The organism is Kribbella yunnanensis (assembly GCF_039529655.1).
GTDB classification, from domain to species: Bacteria; Actinomycetota; Actinomycetes; order Propionibacteriales; family Kribbellaceae; genus Kribbella; species Kribbella yunnanensis.
Genome location: NZ_BAAANF010000013.1, coordinates 289,685 through 312,553 on the forward strand (window position 1 = coordinate 289,685; position 22,869 = coordinate 312,553).

Genomic DNA, 22,869 nt, shown 5'->3' on the forward strand with positions numbered 1-22,869 from the left:
AGAACCAATGAGAGAAGGGAGTTCGTGGATGTACACACCAGGAGACCTCGAGGGTTTCGGTGCGGAGATCTTCGCGTTCGGTGCGCAGTCCGACCTGCACGCCGACACGATGGAGGCGCGCATCCGCCAGGACACGAACGCAATGGTTGCGGCCGAGCAGGACCTGAGGGGCAATCCCTACCAGGCCTTGGTCAACAGCAGCGAAGGGATCGGGCAGATCGACGGCCGCAACGTGGTGCACGCGCGCCTGCAGGGCGAGGTGCACAAGATCATCGGTCAGCGGTACGACGCGACGGTCGACGAAGCGAGTGGCGTGCTGGCGGTCTCGCCGATGACGGCCTGATCAGCGGTGCCGCTGACCAGGACCTACCAGACAACGGAAAGGACATGAGATGACTCTGCTCTCCGGGAATATCGAAGGCGTTTACAACTACGGGACGATCCAGCGCACCTCGGCTCAGGGCAAGCGGGAAGAGGGTGACAATCATGTGAGCCGGATGGACCAGCTCGGTGGCCACGGCTGGATGGACAACCAGCAGCGAACCTCGTCCGAGGGCGTCCGGATGTACAGCAACCGGGTCAACGGCATCGCCGACACCCAGGATGTCTTCGGCAATCGCGCGAACCAGACCGGGGACTTGCTGGCGAACACGAAGTCCTTCGCGGCGGGACAAGTCGGCCGGCTGCTAGGGGGCTGATCCGTAAGGTGCCCCGGTCGTTCTCGACGACCGGGGCACCTTTGCGTTCCTCACGGTTGACGTCCGAACAGGTGTTCCGGCAGCGGCAGTCCTGCGCCGGCGGCTTGGTCCTTTGGGTGTTCTGCGGCTGTGCGGGCGATCGAAGAGCGGGCCGCGAGCCAGCGGCGACGTCGGCCGGCGCTGAGCGCGACGCCGAGCAATGTGAGCGCGGCCGCCGACGCGACCGCCAGACCGGCCAGTCGGCGGGTTCGGGACGCGGCGTCACCCCACCAGTGCTGCCGTGCGAGAACAGATGCGTCGATCGGGGTTTCAGTGGCCTTCGGGACCTTGGCGGTCGCGCTCGCCAGGTCCTCGGTCACTGCGCGATAGGGATCGACAATCCCGGCGCCGTACTCCTGGCCGGTGACGCCGCCGCGCGCCGGAGTTGCCGTGGCCTGCAGACGCTGGACTACCTGGGCAGCTGTCAGCCGCGGCCATGCGGACCGGACCAGTGCTGCGGTCGCCGCAACAAAGGGAGCAGCGAAGCTGGTTCCGGAGACATAGGCATGGCCGCTGACTCGAGTGGACGACAACACGCCTTCACCGGGAGCCATCAGATCGACGTACGAGCCGATCTGCGAGCCGTGCACCCGGGCTCCGCTCATATCGGTGGCGCCGACGCCGAGGACTCCGGGATAGGCGGCGGGATAGGAGCACAGCGATCCACCCTCCGGAGTTTGCCGATTGCCGACCGCGGCCACGACCACCACGTCTTTGCGTACGGCATAGGCGATCGCGTTCCGCACCACCTGGTGATCACGTTGTCCGGACAGCGAAAGGTTGATCACCGAGGCGCCTTGATTCACGGCATAGATGATGCCGTTGGCAAGGACCGTCGGGTCGACGACGCGGGTTCCGCCGTTCTCTTCGGTCTCCCGGTCGGCGACGCGGACCGGGAGGATACGTGCACCTGGCGCGATGCCGTGGAACCCGATCCCGGCAGCCGGCTCAGCGGCGATCAGGCCTGCCACCTCGGTTCCATGGGAGACACAGTCGTAGTTGCCGGCGAGGCGCCCGACAAGGAAGAAGTCCCGACCCGGTAGCACCTTGCCGGCTGTGCGGAGCTGCGGATGGTCCGCATCGACACCGGAGTCGATGACCGCCACCGTGATCCCTGCTCCAGTACTGGTCGGCCAGGCGCGCTCGGCGCCGAGCAACTGTTGAGCCCAGGGCAGCGGACGGACCACCGGACGACCTGGTTCGGGGTTCTGACACGCTCCTGGCGGAGGCGCCGCGGTCGCAAGCGATGGCGTGCACCAGATTGTCAAAGCGGCCGCAATGCAGATGGCGCCGCGCCGCGCCGGCCCGAGGCCTTTGCGGGGCGTCGATGCTGTCGTTCGGCCGGGTTGCAGTTCCTCTGGTTCGTCCACGGTTCGATGGTTTCCGGTCCGATACGCCGGAGGCCGGGCCTGGCCGGAAGAGGTCAAGGCCCGAGCCGGCGTGGATGTAGCCGCCATGGTGGAGCCTTCGTCGACTCTCTCGGAGGTGCCGTATGAATGGTCTGCACCCATCGCAGCCTGGCCTCATGGGTGATCTGGAGCAATTGGAGCAAGAGATCCGGCAGACCCAGGAGACAGTGGCCGAGACGACCGGGAGCGCGTTGGCCGGCGACGATCTGATCGAGGCGACGGTGACGGGTGATGGCCGGCTACTCCGACTCGTACTGGATCCGAGGGCCTACCGAGAGTTCGCTCCGGAGAGTCTTGCGGACGAGATTGTCGGCGTTGTCAATGCCGCAAGGACGAAGGCGCTGGAGGCAGCCGTCGATGTTCTCACCGTGCGCTTGCCGCGGTTGGGCTCGCCGATCGGAGACGACCCGACATTCGGCCCGCTCCTCGCGGAAGCTCAGAGACCGGTAGCACGACGCGGAACGGACCCGGCGCGATGAGCGAATCGACGGCCGACCTCGCCATGATGCCGGGCCCGACCGGGATCGTGCTGGGCCGGATCGAATCGCCGATGGTGGCCTGGCGCGGGAACTGGGCACAGCGGCAATCTGCGATCAAGGCCGAGGAGAAGGCGGCGCAGACCGGTTTCGACGATGTCAGCATCAACTTCCGGAATGCCTACAACCAGGCTGCTCCACAGCTGATGGAGGAGGTTGCCCGCGTGGCGCCACGGGTGCTGGGAGCAGTCACGACGGGACGGACGATCGTCGCCCGTTATGTCGAGACGTTCCAGCAGGCCACCAGTTCCTTGACGTTGTGATCGACACACACACGTCCGGAGCTTCGAGATGATTCCCGAGCCGACCTCGATCCTGTGGACCTGGCTGCGCAAGGCGATCGACACGACCTTTCCGTTCTGGGTCGACGAGGACGCGGCCTTCAGGCTCGCCGATCAGTGGACTCAAGGGGCCAAAGCACTCGAGGACGCGGTCAAGGACGCGAGTACGGCGAACAGCACGCTGCCCGGCTACTGGACGGATGCGCAGGGCCTCGGTTTCCACCAAAGTATCGACCGGATGCTCAACTCGCCCGCGTCGAGGACAGTCGAGTTGATCAAGTCGATGCGCAACCTGTCGGCGCTGTCCGCCGAGTACGGCCGAAGCATCATCCAGATCAAGAATCAGGTCTATGCGGAGCTGATCGCCAACGGGGTCGCGTTCGCGCTCAGCTTCGGGATTCCGGAGCCGCTGGGCTCCTGGTTCCGCCAGCGGCAACTGGCCGGGATGGCGGGACGGATCGCCCAGTTCGTGTCCGGCGTGGCGGCCCGGATCGCGAACTTCGTCAAGGCCATGCCGAAATTCGTCCGGTCCACGGCCGGAGAGATGCTGGAAGAGCCGGCGATCACCTTGACCGGGAACCTGCTCGACCTGGCGAGAAATGCCCGTCCGGACGGGATCGATTGGCGGCAGGTCTGGCTCTCCGCGCCGGCGGCCGGCCTCGGAGTCGCGTTGAACCCGGTGGTTGCTCCGCTGGGGCGGGCGATAGCGGCGCCGGCGCGGGCGATCGCGCCGCGACGGATCGCGCAGTCTGTGGGACGAAGTACCGAATCCTTTGTCAGTAACGGGATTACGTCGCCGGTGTCCGGGACTTTCGTGCAGGCGGTTGCTGACGGCAAGAATCCGTGGACGCAGGACTATCTGAAGGCACTGATGGAGCAGGGGATCGGGGCCGGCACGCTGGCGGGGATGCGGGTGAGTTCACACGATCTCGGCCATGCCCTTTCGCCTGGATCTCATGGCACCGAGGCCGGGAACCAGACTGGGGCTACGACGAAGCCGGGGGCGGATCCTGTTGCAGAAGGCCCCGACACGAATCCGCCGGGACCACCGCCGAACGGTGAGGTGGCGAGTCCTCAGACGTCACCGATCTCAGGTGGGAGTGAGGCGACGGGAGCTGGCACCGGCCTCGCAGGCCAAGGTGTTGCCGGCCAAAATTCCGGAACCGCCGCTGGCCAGGCGACGGGTGACGCTGGTCTGAGTGGGAGACACTCGGGTGGGGCACCCGGCGGTGACCAGAACGGGTCGAGACAGTCCGACGCGGCACACCGGGATGACGGCGCCCAGCAGACGGCGGACGACTCCAGTTCGGCAGACGCGGATGCTGCCTCGGATGGGCCACAGGCTGACGGTCAGCAGGCCGCCGCGGGAACCGATGCCGCAGACGGCGCTGCCGCGCCAGAGAACGACGCTGGAGCGCAAGTAACCGCGGACGCGGGGACTCAAACGACATCACCAGTGAGCGATGTGCAAGGCGGCGTACAGGGAGCCGATGCGACGGCGGGGGCCGGGCAGGCACCGGGCGGGGCGGCGGACGGAGGAATGGCGCAGGGCGGGCCTGCTCAAGCCGGCCCCACGAGTACGTCGATTGGTGGCGGGCAAGGAGTGGCTCCGGGCGGCATCGTCGTTGCTGGGCCTGTGCAAGGAGGGAAGGCCGAGGCAAAGACTGAACCGCTGGATGACGGTGCCGTTCAGCCTCGCGAAAGCATTGCGGACCAGGACCAGGACCAGGACCAGGACCAGGAGCAGGAGCAGGAGCAGGAGCAGGAGCAGGAGCAAGACATCGGCGAGTCGGAAAACGGGCGAAGTGTCGAGGACCGCGGCCCGGTCGACGACAACCCTCCGGCGCCGCACGACGAGACCGCAGAAGAACCTGACGACACTGGCGACCGCGTCGACGATCTGGTAGCGGCGCCCGGTCGAGAGCACCAGACCCCGCTGGTTGTGCATGCGCCGGAGGGGCCTGGGTTTGTTCGGGGGGCGGTGGAGGTGGCGCCGGAGCACGGGGAGGTGCTGGCGGCTGCGGAGGAGGCGAAGAAGGAGCATTTCGGGGGGTTGTTGACGGCGGATCCGGTGGTGGTCGGGGATCGCGTTGTGGTGCAGGCGAAGGACGAGAAGACGTATGAGTTCGTGCTCGAGTTGGATGCGGTTGAGGGGAAGCATGCGGCGCAGACGCGGGTTGCGGACGATGGGGGGCCGTACCAGACGCGGATAGACCCGCGGGTGAAGCGCCTGCAGTGGACCCGGGCTTGGGTGCATGAGATCGGGCATGCGGTGCGGGAGGCGATGCGGGGTCACGCCGGGGAGCACGAGCACACGGAGGATCTGTGTATCGAGGCCGAGCAGGATGTACGGCGGTTGGTGGCGGATCAGGCGGCGGAGGCCACGGAGGCTGCTGAGCGGAGTGGGTTGCCCGAGGACTGGGCGGTGGCGAAGCAGCGGCAGCGGGAGCTGGCGCAGTTGGACGAGTGGCTGCAGGCGCGGATCGATGCGCAGAACAACCCCTGGTTCGCCGCGTCGGTGCCGTTCCAGCCGGCTGGGTTCGACGGGCAAGGGCGGCATGGCGCCCCGAGGATTCTGCGCTTCGAGCGCGACGGCGGCCGGGTCAACGAGGGCCGGATAGCCGTCGGCGAGGACGGTCGCGTGCGTGAGGCCAGAGCTCGCCTTCGCCAGGCCTACCAGGGGAAACGCGGCGGTAAGGGCGCCAGCAACCGAAAGGCCGTCACGGCGGAGTCCGGTATCGAGGGAGACAGCGGCGGTCACTTTCTCGCCTGGCGATTCTTCCAGGACGACGAGTTCGACAACCTCTTCGCACAGAACGTGGACTTCAACAAACACGTGTTCGAGCGAATGGAGGAGGAGTGGGCGCAGTGGACCGAGCGAGGTTATGAGGTCGACGTTGTCATCACGCCTGCTCCAGGCAAGACACGGCCTGATGAGGTCACCGTCACCTACACGGTGATCGACACCAGGACAGGTCAGGACCAGGTCGTCAGCCAGGACAAAGTCGTGTGGGCGGGTGGCCGGAGCTCACTCAACGCGAAGGGAGAGCGGTACTTCGGCTTCATCGAGAGCGAGATCCTGCAGCAGATGGAGACCGCCGGTCGCACCAGCCTCGGCGCGAACGACGTGACCCGCACAGTCGGTGCCGACGGCGTGGTGGACAAGGTGGTCGCCGTCCTCCGTGAGGTCGACGGGAAGCGAATTCCGCTGGGCAAGCAGGCCGTCGGCAGGGTGCTGGCCGCGCGACTTGGCCTTCAGCGCGATGCCGACGGCATGCTCCTCGGGCAGCGGCTGTTCGGGCCGGCCGGTATCGCCGCGCTGCTGCCTCCGGGGGCGACCATCGACCCCGTCGAATATGCCCGGCTGGAGCAGGAGTGGATCGGCCACATCGAGGCCGGCCGCGGGGTTGTCGTCGAGGTCAGCCGGCCCAGTACCCCTGGTCAGCATGCGCAGCTGAACTTCACCGTCACCCCGGCCCCCGCGCCGTACAACCACTCGCAGTCGGGCCCGGCACCGACGCCGTTCCGCGATCGGATCGGCGAGGAGCGGTTCGACTGGTTCGGCGGGCCGCCGAGCGGGGTGAATGCCCCCAACCAGCCGGGGTTCGACGGTAGCAGCCGGGAGGCCGGGCGGCCTCCGGCTGACCAGGCCGAGTTGATGGGGGCCGCCCAGGCGGCTCATGAGGCTGACTTCGGCGGGCTGATCGAGGGCTCGGTGCAGGTGTTCGGGGATGTTGTGGTGGTCAACACGCCGAACCTCGGACCGCAGAAGTTCCGGCTGCGGCTCGGCTCCGTCCAAGGGGACAGCGTCGCCCACACCAAGCTGAGCACCGACGACAAGCCGCACGCGACGACCATCGAAGCGGGCCTGCGCACCGATCAGTTCACGCGGGCGGTCGTGCACGAGATCAGCCATGCGCTGAAGGAGTTGTCGAATCAGAAGCTTGCTCGGGAAGGGCATCCTGGTCCGTTCGACGATGCCTGTTTGACCGCGCAGGTCAACGAGCATCGGGTGGTTCAGCGGCAGCTGGATTCGGCGCGGGTGATCGCGGCTCGCACTGGGCGGTCGCAGGATCAGCAGCTGGTGGAGAAGCTCGGTCAGGAACTCGAAGGGCTCCGGCAATCGCTGGAGAAACAAGGCATCCACGGGCCGAACCAGCAGACGTCGGACAGTACGGCGTGGCAGGAGCTCGACGGTGGCACGGTGGGGACGCGTCAGGTGCGGTCGTTCGGGGAGAACGTCGTGGCACGCCCGACCGGTCCGATCACCGCCGGTGAATCGGTGATCGCCGAGCTGCGCAAGCTCATTCCGGATGCGGTGCCGGCGATGATGCGCGCGATCGCCGCGGCGGCCGGGCTGGACGGCGTACCGCTGATGAACGAGCGTCCGATCGGGTGGAGCTTCTTCGGTACGTCGGGCCTGCAGGCCCTCGGCGTTGCGCTCGACCCGGCCGCGTTCCACGCCCTCGAGACCCGCCTCGGCGCGTTGATCGCCACGGGGCACACCGCGACACTCGCGGTCACGAAGCTGCCGAGCCCGGCAACCGGGGCGATCGAGAAGTTCCGCTACACGGTCTCGCTGACCGCGCCGAACGGCACTGTCACGATGCATTCGGCCGTCGACCTCAACACGCTGACCGCTTCGCTGCCGTTCGAGGTCGCGGCGCCGGTCGTGCTGTCCGAGGCTGCCCCGTTGGTGCCGCAATCCAGCAGTCCGGGCATCGCCGGCCGGCTGGCGCAGCTGGTCCTCGGGCGAGGGGCGTACAACCCCGGCTGGTTCGTCGTGACCGAGGTGGCCCAGCACGGGCTGCTCAGCCCGGCGGTCTGGGCGGCGGCGGGGATCGAACGCATCACCCGAATGGTCAACTCGCTGGACGGCCGCGCCGGCATCTACCGCGTGAAGATCGCGGGCACCGAGGAGTTCCGGCTGACGTTGAGCGTCGGTCGCACCGAGGCCGAGATGTGGGCAGAGTCCTCGCTGGTGTTCGGGCCCAACGGACCCACGCTGGCGCTGGTCCTCTCCGAGCAGATGGCGCCGAGTGATGTCGCGCCGGTGCTCGCCCGGGTGATCGCCGAGACGGTCGCGGTGCTCGCAGCCGGAACCACCGTCGAGGGAGCGAAGGTCTTCGGGCCGGCGACGCAGCCACGGAAGAACGCGGTCCAGAACATCGAGGACATCGGCGACCGGGCCGAGCTGCGACACCGGGGCGAGGTGATGAAGGCCCTCCGTCGCCGCGACTTCCTGAAGGCGGCGCTGCAGCGGATCGACGGTACGAAGCTGCTGACGAAGATGGGGTTGCGCGACAGTCAACGCTCGGCCGACATCCTCCGTACGTTGCTCGCCAAGAGCGAACGCGACCTGGCCCAGCTCCTCGACACCGGTAAGTCGCTGAAGGACGAGCGGGCGAGCGTGCTGGCCTACGAGGCGAAGGCACTGCGCGGTTCCGGTCTGACCAACACGGTGATCGCCGTGACCACAGCCATCGTCACGGGCAATCCGGTGATGGGCATCGGGATCTTCGTGCCGGCACTGACCAACGCGCTCGTCGGCGGTGTGATGGAGCGCTGGCTGGACGGGCGCAAGGAGGTCGGCCGGCAACCGGCGTACGACGCCGACCGGGTGGCCCGGGACCAGCGGAACCCGGGCTTGCGCGGTCTGCTCGACGACGTCGTGCTCGGCGCCCGGCGCCGGCTCGTTAAGTTGCCACGAGCAACCAGTTTGTGGAACTACACGATCCGGTACGGCGTCTCGTCGCTGAGTACGGCGGCAGTCGTCGGCGTACTGGAGTGGCACGGCATCCCGGCCCTGTCGTCGCTGTTGGTGATCGGCGCCTCGTCGCTGGCCAAATGGCTCACCGAGAAACTGGTCGACACCAAGAAGCTGGACTACCGCCTGAGCCGCGTCGACCGCTCGATCGAGGCGCGGATGACCGACTCCCAGTCGCTGGACAACCTGATTCTCGGGAGCTTCACGGACCTGCACGGACGCCTGGAACGTGCGTTGTCGATCCTCACCGGGCAACCCCAGTCCACCACATCGGCGCCGACCGGACCGGCCGATCCGGCCCCTGCCAAGGCGAAGCGGGACATGCCGCCGTTCTGGCTGCATGCCCTGGTCCAGGGTGTCGACGGCATCTCCTCGGCGGCCCGGCGGTACTTCCTGAACAAGGTCCAGGACGTCAGCGATCCGACCGAGCTGTCCCGAGCGCTCACTGCCGAGATCGAGCACCTGATCGGTGCGCTGGGCCCGGTCCTCCCCACCGGCGTCATGGGCGCGTTCGGTGAGATGCGGTTCCTGAACCTCGAAGAGGCGGCCGGCGACGAGCAGAAGAATCACGACGCGCTGGAGCGTGAGGCGGCCCAGGGTGCCAGGACGGTGGCCGATCTGCGGCCCTGGTACGAAATTCTCGAGCAGCGAGTACGTCTCCTCGAAGCGATGGCCGGTCTGGCCCCGGATCTCGGCGTACGGGCGGGGGATCGAGCTGGGTTCCCGCTGGCGCCGCATGGGCCGGTCGGCGCCCGGCCGTACGGCCAGCGGTCGCCCTGGATCTACTCGATCCCGGTGGTCCTGGCGTCGATCGGTGGGGTCGGCGGCACGCTCCTGCTCAATTGGCAGCTCGGCCTCGCCTGGAACAGCGTCGTGATCACCATCGCGGGTGCGGTCGGAGCGATCGCCGGTACGCCGTTCGCCAGGTACGGTTTCCGTCGCGCCGAACTGAATCGCAAGGACGAGGTGGCCGCCGCCCGCGCGAAGCAGGAGGCGGATCCGCGCAAGATTCTGGAACAACGAGCGATGGTCCGCTACCTCGTCACGCAGATGACGATCCGGGCCGAGGTGTTCCTGGCCCGCACCCAGGACGCGCCGGCCGTGATTCTGCCGGCCATCACGAATCGGCCCGACCAGCTCCGGTATGCGATCAACCAGGCAGTCCGGGAGCTGGCCGGCCGGCCTGGCAACAAGCCCAAGCTGTATGAGCGTCTGGTCGCGATGGAGCAGGTGCTCGATACGCTCGAGGCGTTGGAGTACCACCGGCAGCACGGGACTCCGGATTCGATCGCTTTGCTCGAGCAAGAGCTCACCGATCACCTTGGTGCCCTCGACGAGCTCTGGCAGGAACAGGGACAGCAGAACGGCTTCCCGCTACCGACGATCACCCCGCCGCGAAGTGCGATTCAGCAGGCACTCAACCCGGCGCCCAAACCGCCCGGTGGTCCGCACTACGGGCGTGAAGTGCGCGGGACCCGGTTCGTCAGGGACGGCCGTCCGGCAAGCGAAGGCGTGCTCGAAGAATCCGTCGTACTTGATGCGGTGTCCGGCACCGACACGCAGGATTTCGGTGGTCTGCTCGAGGCAGCGCCGGAGCGGGTCGGCGATCTCGTGGTCGCACGCACCGGCGAGGCCGACGCGCAGCATTTCAGGGTCGAGGTCGGCCGGGTCCGGCGTGGCCGGATGGCTGCGACGTACCTGCATGCCGGTACGGCGGCCGACCCGCACGTGGTGCGGATCGCGCCCGGCGTGGCCAACGACCAGCTCTCCCGCGTGTGGGTGCACGAGATCAGTCACGCATTGCATGCGCAGCACGGCCACGGTGTCGGCAGCCGCGCACGGCAAGTGCTGTCCCAGATCACCGGCGCTGTCGTGGATGCGTGCATCGAGGCGCAGATCAACGAGCATCGGTTCCTGTCCCGCCAGTGGGGTGCGGCGAGGACGGCGGGAGATCAGGCTGCCGAGCAGTTGCTACGGAAGGACATTGAAGGGCTGGCCAAGGCGATCGAGGGTCTGGGGCATACGCCACCGTCCGCGCCCTGGACCGGTCCTACGGAGTTGGCTGGTGTCGATCTTCAGCACGAAGCGCATCGGCTGGCTCATCAAGTGGCCGAGCTGAAAGCGCATCGCACGGACAAGGAGAGCTCTGCCAACAAGGCGGCGAGGGCTGCTCGGAAGGCGGAGCGTCAGGCTCGGGCGGCTGGTCGGAATCGCGATCAGGGTCGCTTCGCGAGGGCTCGGGAGAAGCTTGCCGAGGCCGTCAAGCAGAGTGACTTGGCGCGGTGGCATCAGCAGCGTGCCGAGGCCTACGAGAAGGCAGAGGCCACGGCGACCCGGCTACAGCTGATGTTGGAGCGGCTGCTTGCCGCGACGCCCGATCAGCTGCCCCAGCAGTTGGCCGAGCTGACCACCCTTCGGGCCGAGTACGACCAGGCGATCGCTGCCCTGGCACCGCCGCAGATCGCCTTGCCGAACCTGATGCCGACCGGTGTGCTGCCGCAGATCAGTAGTCTCGCCGAGCGGGTGAACCAGGAGCTCGCCGGCCTGGGCGTCGAGGAACGGTTCACCGCCGAGAGTCTGCAGAACAGGTTGAGTGCCGAGTTCGGCCAACTCGTCACACCCGAGGGCGCAGTACTGCGCTTCGGTACGGCGGAGCTGCGGATCACGCTGTCCGTCTCCGAGTTGCAGGAGGTACTGCGGCCACCGGTCACCTCGTCGGAGATGATGGCCGGCGTCATGCCGCAGCGTGGCCGTCGTCTGGGAACCACGGCGACCAGCCGGATCAGCCTCGGCGTCGACCAGTCACTGCGTGATCTGACCAGGCTGCTGATCGATCAGATCCCGACACTCGCGGCCGCCGGCGAGTTCATCACCGCACGCATCGGTACGTCGAGCAGCCGGAGCCTCGCAGTGTCCGGGACCGCGGCCGAGTTCGCGCAGGACGGCGCGGTCGAGGACAACCGTGGCGAATCCCTGCTGTACAAGGGGGAGGGCAGCTGGCGGATCGAAGTCCGCACACCGGAGACCGTCCGCTGGCGCACTGTCGTCGCCGACGATCAGGCCGGTGAAATCCGCGGCTGGGTCTCCCACGTCTACACGGTTCCGGCCGCGACGGCCACCGAGACCTCGGGGCGACAGCCGCGAGGCAGGTTCCCCGATGCCCTGGTCAGCTCGATCACGGGCCTGCAGGACTTGTCCGACGTCGTCACCACTGTTTTCCGCGGTCGCCTGCTACGTCTCGGCGATGTGGCGGAGAACGTCCGGCAGCAGCTCCGGGAAGCGATCACGCACGACCTCGTCGGACGGCTGGCGGAGTCGACCGAGCGCGTGATCATCCAGCCGCTGCTGGCCGACGGCGTACCGATCGGCCATGTCGAGATCAGTACGACGGTCCGCTACGAACAGACCGAACTTGTCGGTGCGGAGAGCGCGACGCATTGGCAGGAACGGGTGCGGGTCGGTTTCACCACCGTTTCCGGCCAAGCGGGCTACGGAACCGGCATCGACGGCAAGGGCACACTCGAGCTCGGCCCGGCGGACCTCACCGCAGTCGACGGATCGGCGAACCAGTTCAACGTCGAGGCAAGTGTCGGCAAGGCCGCGTCCCGTGGCGAAACACAAAGCCTCGGCGGTACGGCGATCCAGGTCGGCGTGCACCGGTTCACCGGGCCGACCCAGGGATACCGGATGGTGCTGGAACACAAGGTGGTGCTGGTTCTCGGCGGTCGTCGATTCGGCGCGGTCTCCGGCAACAGTGAGGCCTTGGTCAGGTTGCGGGTGAACGACGCCTTCCACCACGGCCTGCCGGTCGACGAGGCGGCACTGGTGCGCGACGACCAGGGGAATGCTGTTGTCGACAGCAACGGTCGGCCGGTGGTTCGGGGCGATGTCCGGCCCGACAGCCGGACTCCGGAACGGATCGCCGAGCTGATTCCCGGGCGCAGGTTGGAGTTGCCGACCTGGGCGCAGCCGGGGGTCGGCGTCGGACCGGCCTTGGTCCAGGACGTAACTGGCGGGAACGAGGCGCTGGCCAAGATCATGGATGGCCTGACCGAACGCGGCTATCTGCCGCCGCTGCGACCCGACGGCACGATCGACATGGCGCGGCTGACGAAGGATCCGGTGGAACGGCACGGCCAGATCCTGAACCTCGAGGAGCTGGTTGCTCAGCTGTCGACCCAACGCCTGGAGGCCGGATACGACGCCGCCGTACAGACCGGCTTGTTGCTCACGCTGACCCGGCCGCGGACCCAGCTGCCGACCGAGACAGTGACGTTGCGCGTCAACGTGGTGCAGGAAGCCGACGGGGTCCGCCCGGTCGGCGTCACCTCGGACGAGGCGATGGTGACGTTGAACATCGGGTCGGATGGTGCGGGCCGGTTCGGGAGCCGCTCCAAGGCGGTGCCGTTCTCGGTGAAGCCGGTGGGGATCAACGATCCGGCCGATGACGACGGATCCGGCGGGAAGGCGGGAGTTTCGTGGAGCCGCTCGATGTTCGGGCGGACGCTCGGATTCCTCAGCGGCGGCACGATCAATCAGGTCACCTTGGTGGAGAGCACGTCATCCCTGGCCGTCTTCGAGATCGCCCACCGGCTGGTCGTGACCGAGGTCGGGCAGGACACCGAGACGGTCCTTCACGAGGGGACCGGGACAGCTCGGGTCCTCCTCGACAGCGATCTGCTGCCGTACACCAAGGAGGTGTTCGAGGCCAGGACAACGCCTGGACGGGTCCGGCAGAAGGTGCTCGACCGGGCAACCGTGCTGGCCCTCCAAGTACCGGATCTCCTGGCCGCGTTGCCCGCGCAGGTGATGGGTGACCCCAGCGCTCGGCAACTGGCGGCCACCTTCCTCAACCCCAGGAACCTGATCGCGCATCTCGAGTGGACCGATACGTCGTACCGGAGCGGCGCGATCGTCGAGGGTCGCGGACCCGCCGCGCAGCGCTACACCCTCGGAGTCACCGGATTCGTCCGCGACGCGCTCCTCATCGGCGTGACCGACGGCGTCTCCGGTGACATCAACTTCGCCATGGGCAACCATGGCGCCGTGACCGGGTGGTCCAGCTCGCGGTCGACCTCGATGTCGGAGTCGGCGGCGGTCGACGGCAACCCCAACGACGAAGCAGCGGCACAGGGCGCCGGCTTGTCGGCGTCGATCTCGCGTACGACGTCCGCGTCCACAGCCGACCAGACCATCTGGGGCGTTGAGCGGCTGACGATCGAGGTGGGCCGGCACTACGTCTTCGCGGCCGACGCGGACCTCTCGCTGGATGCGACCAACGGGGTCGGGAAGTTGGCGGAACACGCCGACACGGGCAAGTTGGTGTTCCAGATCGCGGAGCGCGATGCGTTGGCGTTCTACGCGAACGATGAGTTGGCGTTGCCGCTGCAGCAGGTGGCGGACGCGATCGAGCGCTACCTCAACGGTTCGTTGACGCTGGACCGGCGGACCGCGATCGCGGTGATCCGTGCCTATCGGGCCGCGTTGACGAACACGCCCAGACCCGCGAGGGATTCCGGTCTGCCTCGGCTGTGGGATCGGCATGGACCGGCCCGTCTGCTGGCCAAGCTCGGCGCGACCCGGACCAATCCGCTGTTCCCGGCGCGGGCTCGGCTCGCCGACATCTTGGCCAACTTCGACGTCAATGGTCAGGAAGTGCCGACTGTTTCCGTGCCGCCGCAGTACCGGCACAGTCTCGGATCCAGCTTGATCGAATCGGCCGAGCTGAACGGAACAGTGCTCAGCGCGGTGCAGGGAGTGCTGCGGAGCAAGCTGGGGGTGCAGTTCGCGAATGACCCGTCCATCGTGAAGGCCTTGTCCGCCGACCTGGCCGGCAAGCGGTGGTGGGGGCGGCTCGACGACATGCTCGCGCCGAACGGATTCACCCGCAGCTTCCCGGTGCAGCGTCCCGGAAGCCTGGTTCCCGAGCGGGTCACCGTGCGAATCCGCGCCGAGCTCGACGACCGCGCCGTACCGCTGGGCGAAAGCAAGACCACGATCAGTATCGTCCAGCGCTATCTGTACGGCGATCGCAGTGCGACTCGTGGCCGTGGTCAGTCGCTGGGTGGAGGGGTCGACGGATCGCTGGAGAGTGGTGCCGCGCCCACCGCGCAGACCGATCGTTCGGAGTCGGTGAGCCACAGCTTCGGCGAGCAGCAGACCCGGCTGGAGCGAATGGCGACCTTCGACGGCGTCACCCAGCTACGCCGTGGGCTGCGGTTGCACATCGAGGTTGTGCACAACCCGACGGCGGCGCCGACAAGCGGGCGGATCCGGCAGGCCTTCCAACCCACCGAGTCACAACCCGGCATTTCGCGAACGAAGACTGCGGTGCTGATCGGTTCGGTCATTCAGCTCGTGCCGACCGGGTACCTGACATCCCGCGCGACGCCCGACGGGCCGACCGGCGACAGTACGCCGGTCGAGTTGCCCGAGACGTACTTCGTCGAGACCATCGGGCGGAAGGACGGCGTACGGTTGCTGGAGGCAATCAAGGCGAAGCTCGCGGACTGGTCGATGCTGGGCCCGGACGGCGCAAGGTTACGAGCTGCCGAGCTGGAGAACCACCTGTCGCCGTCCGCTCTGCATGCCGCATTCAGCCAGATGGCCTCGGCGGACGGATATCGGATGCCGAGGTTGGCTACACCGGGGCAGGCATCTCGGGTTGTCGATGTCGTCATCCGCGTGGTGCCGTCGAACCCGGAGATGCTGACCGGCGCCGCCCCCAACAGCGAGCTCGGTGTGGTGAACCGCACCCAGAACACCACCAGTACGACGGTGACCAGGGGCCGGCTGTTGCCGGTTTCCGGTAGTACGACCGTCCCCTTGCCGGGTGTCGGGACCAAGCCGGTTGTCTCGGTCGGGGAACAGCTGTCCGACCAGACCACCGATGTCCGTGGCATTCGCTGGGAGCGGAGTCGCTTCGAAGGCGGTTCCCTGGTGACCGCGCGGCTCGATGTCACGTACGAAGTCACGTTGATCCCGGTGCGGGTGCTGGGATTCAACCCGGAACAGCCGGATCGCCCGCTCCCGGCACGGATACGTCTCCGGACATCAGGGGAGGTCTACGTGACCGGACACAACCACGAGATCGGAGTGAACCCATGACCGGTCAGTTGCCGGTAGCAAGAACCCACGACGAAGCCCTGCTGTGGCTCGAACGGGTGCCTTGCGACGGATGTACGACGACGAGTACGACGTGGGAGCACGGTCTGGCTCAGGACGACGCCGGCGAGCTGGTGCTGGCCTACGACACCGGGTGCTCGTCCTGCGGCGCGGATCGCGAGTACTACTTCGGCCTGCCGGAACGAGAGACCGGGTTGGGCGCTTTCGGCGGGCCGGCGCCGTCCGAGCTGATCGATGCCGGTCAATGGCTCGCGCTGGCGGACGTGCTGGCATCGCGGGTACCGAAGGATGATCCGGTGGCTCGAGCGGAACGGCTTGGCTGGGCTGCCGCGGCGGTCGACGAGGTGCTGAAGTTCGTGCCGGTGGGCGAGGACGACGTACCCGACTGGGCGTTCTGGACCGAGGACGGCCGCAAGGTCCGTGACGACCAGCCGGGACGATTCCGCCGGCCGCGGCTGGAGGTCGTGCTCGCCACCTACCGCCCCTGACAGCTTGCTGCCGCCGGGCTCATCGGCCGTGGGCGCGCTGGGACAGTCGTTGCAGTGAAAGGGGATTGTCATGCAGCAGCAGGTTGAGCCGGCGCGGGTTCGGGCGCCGCGGTTGCGGGACGTTCGTGGGGTGGGGATCGCCGCTTCGTGGGCGGTCTGTGCGGTGGCGGTGGGCGACGTGGTGTCGGCGGTGGGGGACTGGCGGACGGTGCGCGCGCTGGATGGGGCAAGGAGCGAGGCCGAGTTGGCCGCGGTCGATCGGTTCAATCTGATCGTCGGTGGAGTGGATCTCGGGCTGCTGGCGGTGGCTGGGGTGCTGTTCGTCGTCTGGTTGCTGCGGGCAAGGGAGAACTCGGAATTCTTGTGCGACGCGAAGCATTACTACGCGCGGTCATGGGCTGTGTTCGGGTGGATCGTTCCGGTGGTGGGGTTCTGGGCACTGTGCAAGTACGTGCAGAACGTTGCGGTGGCGAGTGACCCGAGCACTGAGGCACGCAACGCGTGGATCGATCACTACAAGAACAAGACGGTGACGCGCTGGTGGGTGCTGTGGATCCTCCAGCACTTCGCTGCGTTGCTGACATTCCGGGCAGCGGCGGCCGCGCAAGACCCGTACAGCTCAGGTGGGTACGGGTCGGTGGCGCTGTTCTCCTCGATCAGTGCCTTGCTGAGCTGTGCGGGGGCAGTGTGTGCGGTGTTGGTGATCCGGTCGATCAATCGGATGCAGCGTTTCCGGCGACCGATTCCGTGGTGGCACGTTGCGGCGTAACGACCGGGATCATGGCGCCGCGGAGCCAGAGGGGTAGTTGGTCGTGGTGGTGGGGGTGGCCTTGGAGGCCGGAGGTGCCTAAGGGGACTACCCAGGAGCTTGCAGAGCGGTCGGCCAGGTCCCAGGCGTAGCGGGCGGCTGAGGCTCGGAGGGTGATGTCGGTGAAGCCGGGGAGGCTGGAGGTGGACCAGACGCAGTGGTGGTCGCCGGAGAGAGCCAGGTCGATGGGGGCTTCGGTGGGAGTGAAGAGGGGGGTGCGGAGGGGGTGCAGGGGGGATAGCTGGTGGGTTTCGCCCCAGGGTGGGCGGGGTTTGCCGGCGGCTACGTCTTCCAGGGCGGCTTGGATGATCGGGGTGATGTCGAGGTCTGCGGACTCGAGGAGGTTCTCGAGGGCGAAGGAGACGTGGGCGAGGGTGTCCAGGTACGGCGCGAAGATTTCGGGGCAGTCGGGGTTCTCGAGGATGGAGAAGCGGTCGGTGAGGCGGGCGATGACGGCCTTGCGGAGAGCGGCGTACGTCGACGCGGTGGTACTCGTCGCGTCCATCCGACGGTCCCAGCTGAGGAGTTCATTGCGTAGGGCAACGGCTTCGGCAGAGAGGTTGACCGACGGGAGTCGGTCGAGGATGCTTGCGGCTGAACCCAGGTAGGTGTCCGTGTGGATGGTCGGCATGTCGTCGATCGACCAGTCGGAGCGTGCGGTCAGCAGTTCGTGGATGCGGTGATGTCGATGGGGTGCGGCGAATTCGACGCCTAGTGGGGCCGCGATCTCGCGGGCGTTCGCCATCGCGATCGGGCCGGTGACATCTCGCCGCGGCATCGGGTGCCAGCCGTTCCAGGCGAAAGACTCGTCCCAGGCCGGTACGACGCGCAGGAGGTTGGCGGCGTGGCGTTGCGGGACGACGCCCGCGACGCGGTGCAGGAGACCGCCGGACACGTCGGCGGCCATCACCACGTTGACCGGCTCGACCCAATCCTCCAGCGCCGCGTCGAGTTCGTCGACAGTGGTTGCCTTCAGCAACCTAGGCATGACTTCGAAGCCGAGTCGTTTGAGGACGCGCGGCGGATAGCGCAGGCTGAGTGTCTGGCCGGCGTGGTCCACGATGATCGGGCCGCGCTCGGTTTCGATGACGTCGATGGTCACCGGGTCCGCGTCCGCGACCTCGATGACCTCGGTGTGCAGCGACGCCGGCGCCCACCCCGACGGGCCGAGCGCTTCGACCGACGATCCGGTACGGCGGAGTTGTTCGTCGTACAGGTCCTGGTAGTCGGCGGTGGCGTTGGTGATCGCCCAGGCGACCTTGCCGGAGTGGCCGAAGTGCGCGAGCCCGGGGATTCCAGGCACGGCCAGCCCCAGTACGTCGTACTCGGGGCAGGCGAGCCGGATCTGCTGGTAGACGCCGGGGTGCTCGATGTAGCGGTGCGGATCGCCGGCGACGATCGCCTGGCCGGTGGTCGTGGATGAGCCGGGGATGAGCCAGCCGTTGCTGCCGGACGAGACCGGTCCTTCGGCCGTGAACAGTTGGAGGTACTCGTCACCGAGCCGCTGCGCGACATGCGTCCGCCACAGCTTCCCCGGGAACCCGGCGAACAGGATGTGGACGGCGAGCCAGATCCCGAGCGGTGTCCACGGCTCCCACACACCAGGCGTCAGCCCGGTCTCCACGAACTCCGGCGCCTCGGCCGACGGCAGTGTGGAGTTCACACCATCGACGTACGCCGCCACCCACTCGGCCGTCGAGGAGTCGAGTGCATCGAAGCACTGACGAGCCGTGTCCGCGAGCCTGGCTTGGCGGGCGAAGGTGTCCCACGGCACCGCGTCCGCGCCGAGGAAGGCGGCGGTCGTCCCGTTGAACCGGTGCCGGGCGTACTCGAGTTGCCAGGCGCGGTCGTGGGCGGCGTTCGCGCCTTGGAGGTGAACGAGGGTGAGCGGATCACCGGCCTGCAGGTGGGGAACGCCATACGCGTCGCGGGTCACCTGAGGATTCACGCCGTGCCTCGCTTAAGTTAGGGTAGCCTTAGTTATGCAGTTTACTTAGAAAACGGGGTCGCGCAGCAAACCTATGGACCGAACGCGACCGGCCGCAACGACAATTGCAGGAGGTACGGCGTGGGGCACGGCTGGGAAGGTGCGGTCCTCAAGCTCTTTCGCGGGAAGGACTTCGTCTTCACCGTGACAGGTGCCGAGGATGTCACCGAGCGATATCGCCGGGTGCACTTCACCGACGGCGGTTTGCTGCAGGCGATCGGGGTGCATCCGACCATGTGGGTGCGGCTGTGGTTCGACAAGTCCGGCAAGCCGCATCAACGTGCGTACACGCTGGTCGATCCGGATGTCGAGAACGGCACGTTCAGCATGGAGTTCGCGCTGCACGAAGGTTGTGCGAGCGACTGGTCGCTGAAGGCTCAGCCTGGCGACACGATCGAGGCGACTGTGCAGGGGACGGGTTTCGAGATCCCGGATCCGCTGCCGGCGCGGATGCTGGTGATCGGTGCGCCGGCGTCGTTGCCCGCGATCAACTCGCTGCTCGCGGTGGCGCCGAAGCTACCGGCCACGATCTGGTTCGAGACCACGCATGATGATGATCTCGAGCTGCCGTTCCGGACCGACCCGGAGCGGCATGAGGTGCGCAACCTGTCGAGCCAGGAGCTGCTCTCCGGCGTCAAGAGCGAGCTGCCGGAACTCATCGGCGACCCGGCCGGCGCGTACGTGTGGATCGCCTGCGACACCCGGATGACGCGCGCACTCACGTCGTACGTGGTCAAGGAGCTCGAGGTGCCCAAGCATCGCGTGAAAGCCCTTGGCTATTGGCGTGCCGCCTGAACTACCGTGACCCGGGTGATCACCGCACTCGACCTCACGGACCGCGCCCTTGCTGAGCGGGTGCTGACGATCCAGCATGCCGCGTACGCCGTCGAGGCCGCGCTGATCGGCTTCGACGGGATCCCGCCGCTGCAGGAGGATCTGGCCGGGCTGATGGCGTCCACCGAACACTGGCTCGGCCGGTACGACGAGGAAACCCTGGTCGGCGCGGTCGCCTACGAACTCGAGCCCGGCGTGGTCGAGATCAGCCGCCTGATCATCGACCCGGCCCACGCCCGTCGCGGTCACGGCCGCGCCCTGCTCGATCACCTCGATGAGCTGGAACCGCGACCGATCAGCCGGGTGTCGACCGGCAGCCTCAACACCCCGGCCGTCAACCTGTACGTCGCCCGCGGCTACCGCGAGCGGTCCCGCATTGAAGTTGCCCCGGGCATCGAGATCACCCAGTTCGAACGGCCTTAGTAGGACTGGAGCTCGAGGAGCGTGCCGTTCGGGGCGCTCAAGACGGTCGCGCCGAGCTTCTCGAGAACCCCGGTCGCGTCGTCGACCGACTCCACACTGGCCGCGAAAATCCACTCTGTTAATAACTAACCACTATCTGTATTCTCCTCGGTGAAAACCTTCATTTCCGGTACCGCCCCACTGGAGGATGAGATGGTCAGACGTGTTGTCGTCGGGTTCGTGGCCCTGGCAGTTGCCGGTCTGGCGCTGCTGGCCCCGGCCCGGGAATCGCAAGCCGATGAGTTCGCCGGGCCGACTGCGGCCCAGTTGAAGGCCCGCGCCGGCGGGTGTGAAACGCAGTTGTCGAACGGGAAGTACGCGCACGACTCCGGCGGAACGCGGTCGGTCGCCGTGTGTCGGTCCGGCGATGCCGTGCACTGGACGGCCGACTTCGACATCGACTGCGATGGTCAGCGCACCACGCAGTGCAACGAGAACACCGATCCCTCGTTCCAGCCGAACACTTCGTGGAACCAGTCCGACGGTCGCCCGCTCAATTCGGCCGGGCTGCCGTTCATCGTCGTACCGCTGTCGAGCTCGATCTGGAACTACGCGTCGGCCGGGATCGGCGGCGCGACCGTGGCCGCGGTCGTGTACGGCGACAAGGTCGCGTACGCCGTCGTGGGTGATCAAGGCCCGACCGGGATCATCGGCGAGGGGTCGTACAAGCTGGCCCAGCAACTCGGGATCAACCCGAATCCGTCGTCGGGTGGAGTCTCTGGCGCGGTCGTCACGTACATCCTGTTCCCCGGGGTGTCCGCGGTGCCGATCGAGAATCAGACCGATGCGATCTCGAAGGGTGAGGCGGCCGCATCCGCGTTCGTGAACAGCACCCAGACCTGCGCATCCACCAACCTCGACTTCACGGCGTACCCGGCTCTGCAAGCGGGCTCGACTGGCGGTGCGGTCCGGGCTGCGCAGTGCTTGCTCGGTGGTACGAACGAGCCGAGCGGAACCTTCGATGCTGCGACAACCGATGCGGTGAAGGCCTTCCAGGCCCGCGTCGGTCTCCCCGCCGACGGCCTGATCGGCGCCAAGACCTGGACCGCCCTGCTGTCCGCCGGCGACCAGCCGACCATCCGCAACGGCTCCACCGGTACGGCGGTCCGCCGCCTGCAACGGTCGTTGACCGCAGCCCTCGGCCGAACCGTCATCATCGACAGCCAGTTCGGTCCAGTTACCGAAACCGCCGCCAAGGACTACCAGCGAACCCGGGCCCTGGTGGTCGATGGAGTAGTCGGCCCAGTCACCTGGTCAGCGCTGCAGGCGGGTAAGTAGATCATCCGAAGGACAGGACGTATACGCCGATCGGGCACCGGATCCGGCCGCGCTGAGCGTGGCGGGGGCGCCTACGAGGTCTATACGTCCTGTCCTTGCGCAGATGGATCAGCGGTCGCCAACCGGGCGGCGGAGGGCGGCTGGGGTTAGGGCGGGGGACTGCCAGGCGCCGTTGGAGTCGTAGATGTCCTTGCCGGGTGGGACGATCTCGTCGATGCGGTCGAGGGTGGCGTCGTCGAGGGTTAGGTCGGCGGCTTTGAGGAGGCCGTCGAGCTGTTCCATCGTGCGGGGGCCGTTGATGACGGCGGTGACGGCCGGGTGGGTGGTGACGAAGGCGAGGGCTAGTTCGGGGAGCGAGAGACCGGCGTCGGCGGCGACCTCGATCAGTTGCTCGACGGCGTCGTATTTGGCGGCGTTCTCGGGGAGCGACGGGTCGAAGCGGTGCGGGGCGAGGGCGGCGCGGCCGGTGGTCAGGTCGATCGGCTGGTCCTTGCGGAGTTTGCCGGTCAGGAAGCCCCAGGCCAGCGGGCTCCAGGTCAGCACGCCCATGCCGAGGCGGAGAGCGGTCGGCAGAACCGAGCGTTCGACACCGCGGCTCAGCATCGAGTACGGCGGCTGTTCGGTCCGGAACTTCCCGTACCCGCGACGCTCGGACACGTGATACGCCTCGACGATCTCCTCGGCCGGGAAGGTCGACGTACCGAAGGCGCGGATCTTGCCCTGGCTGACCAGGTCGGTGAGCGTCCAGAGGGTCTCCTCGATATCGGTCGTGTGGTCCGGCCGGTGGATCTGGTAGACGTCGATCCAGTCGGTACCGAGCCGGCGCAGGCTGTGTTCGACCTCCTGGATGATCCAGCGGCGCGAGTTGCCGCGCTGGTTGCGGGGGTTCTCGTCGTCCAGCGGGAAGTGCACCTTGGTCGCCAGTACGACGTCGTCGCGGCGACCCTTCAGTGCCTTGCCGACGATCTCCTCGGACTCACCCGCGGAGTACATGTCCGCGGTGTCGACGAAGTTGATGCCCTGGTCCAGGGCGGCGTGAATGATCCGGATGCAGTCCTCGTGGTCGGGGTTCCCGACCGCACCGAACATCATCGTCCCGAGAGCCTGGGTACTGACCTCGATACCGGTCTTGCCAAGTGGTCGATAGCGCATGGGAG

The 22,869-nt window shown here is 67.4% G+C and carries 13 protein-coding genes; 10 read left to right on the top strand and 3 right to left on the bottom strand.

Features of this window, described 5'->3' with window-relative positions; translation table 11 throughout:
• The first annotated feature begins 28 nt into the window (after nucleotides 1-28).
• Nucleotides 29-343, top strand: coding sequence for a hypothetical protein (locus ABD231_RS19190; protein ID WP_344153399.1), 315 nt, complete (start codon nucleotides 29-31; stop codon nucleotides 341-343).
• 49 nt (nucleotides 344-392) lie between these two features.
• Complete coding sequence (locus ABD231_RS19195; protein WP_344153402.1) at nucleotides 393-698, top strand: hypothetical protein; 306 nt, start codon at nucleotides 393-395, stop codon at nucleotides 696-698.
• A 50-nt stretch (nucleotides 699-748) separates the two neighbouring features.
• On the opposite strand, the gene mycP is transcribed toward ABD231_RS19195, so the two are convergent.
• Nucleotides 749-1,924 (bottom strand): type VII secretion-associated serine protease mycosin, encoded by a 1,176-nt coding sequence (gene mycP, locus ABD231_RS19200; protein ID WP_344153405.1) that lies wholly within the window; start codon nucleotides 1,922-1,924, stop codon nucleotides 749-751.
• A 338-nt stretch (nucleotides 1,925-2,262) separates the two neighbouring features.
• Between mycP and ABD231_RS19205 the strand changes: the two genes are divergently transcribed.
• From ABD231_RS19205 to ABD231_RS19225, 5 genes are all read left to right on the top strand, one after another.
• A complete protein-coding gene (locus ABD231_RS19205; RefSeq protein WP_344153408.1) occupies nucleotides 2,263-2,625 on the top strand; it encodes a YbaB/EbfC family nucleoid-associated protein in 363 nt (120 codons plus the stop codon).
• Nucleotides 2,622-2,945 carry a hypothetical protein gene (locus tag ABD231_RS19210; RefSeq protein WP_344153411.1) on the top strand — a complete coding sequence of 108 codons (324 nt, stop codon included), beginning with the start codon at nucleotides 2,622-2,624 and terminating at the stop codon, nucleotides 2,943-2,945. Before ABD231_RS19205 ends, ABD231_RS19210 begins: the two co-directional genes overlap by 4 nt.
• 28 nt (nucleotides 2,946-2,973) lie before the next feature.
• Nucleotides 2,974-15,837 carry a WXG100-like domain-containing protein gene (locus ABD231_RS19215; protein ID WP_344153413.1) on the top strand — a complete coding sequence of 4,288 codons (12,864 nt, stop codon included), beginning with the start codon at nucleotides 2,974-2,976 and terminating at the stop codon, nucleotides 15,835-15,837.
• Entirely contained in the window at nucleotides 15,834-16,343 is a 510-nt protein-coding gene (locus ABD231_RS19220) for a hypothetical protein (protein WP_344153416.1), read from the top strand. Before ABD231_RS19215 ends, ABD231_RS19220 begins: the two co-directional genes overlap by 4 nt.
• A 70-nt stretch (nucleotides 16,344-16,413) precedes the next feature.
• Nucleotides 16,414-17,112, top strand: coding sequence for a DUF4328 domain-containing protein (locus tag ABD231_RS19225; RefSeq protein ID WP_344153419.1), 699 nt, complete (start codon nucleotides 16,414-16,416; stop codon nucleotides 17,110-17,112).
• Here the strand turns inward: ABD231_RS19225 and ABD231_RS19230 are convergent.
• Nucleotides 17,057-19,099: a penicillin acylase family protein gene (locus tag ABD231_RS19230; RefSeq protein WP_344153422.1), complete on the bottom strand. Its 2,043-nt coding sequence runs from the start codon at nucleotides 19,097-19,099 to the stop codon at nucleotides 17,057-17,059. The genes ABD231_RS19225 and ABD231_RS19230 overlap by 56 nt on opposite strands.
• A gap of 120 nt (nucleotides 19,100-19,219) precedes the next feature.
• Between ABD231_RS19230 and ABD231_RS19235 the strand changes: the two genes are divergently transcribed.
• The 3 genes from ABD231_RS19235 to ABD231_RS19245 all read left to right on the top strand — a co-directional run bounded on the left by ABD231_RS19235 (nucleotide 19,220) and on the right by ABD231_RS19245 (nucleotide 21,712).
• Entirely contained in the window at nucleotides 19,220-19,933 is a 714-nt protein-coding gene (locus ABD231_RS19235) for a siderophore-interacting protein (RefSeq protein ID WP_344153425.1), read from the top strand.
• A 15-nt stretch (nucleotides 19,934-19,948) separates the two neighbouring features.
• Entirely contained in the window at nucleotides 19,949-20,395 is a 447-nt protein-coding gene (locus ABD231_RS19240) for a GNAT family N-acetyltransferase (RefSeq protein WP_344153428.1), read from the top strand.
• A gap of 192 nt (nucleotides 20,396-20,587) precedes the next feature.
• Nucleotides 20,588-21,712 (top strand): peptidoglycan-binding protein, encoded by a 1,125-nt coding sequence (locus ABD231_RS19245; RefSeq protein ID WP_344153431.1) that lies wholly within the window; start codon nucleotides 20,588-20,590, stop codon nucleotides 21,710-21,712.
• 108 nt (nucleotides 21,713-21,820) lie between these two features.
• Here ABD231_RS19245 and ABD231_RS19250 read toward each other — a convergent pair whose 3' ends face one another.
• Nucleotides 21,821-22,864 (bottom strand): aldo/keto reductase, encoded by a 1,044-nt coding sequence (locus ABD231_RS19250; RefSeq protein ID WP_344153434.1) that lies wholly within the window; start codon nucleotides 22,862-22,864, stop codon nucleotides 21,821-21,823.
• Nucleotides 22,865-22,869: the final 5 nt, after the last annotated feature.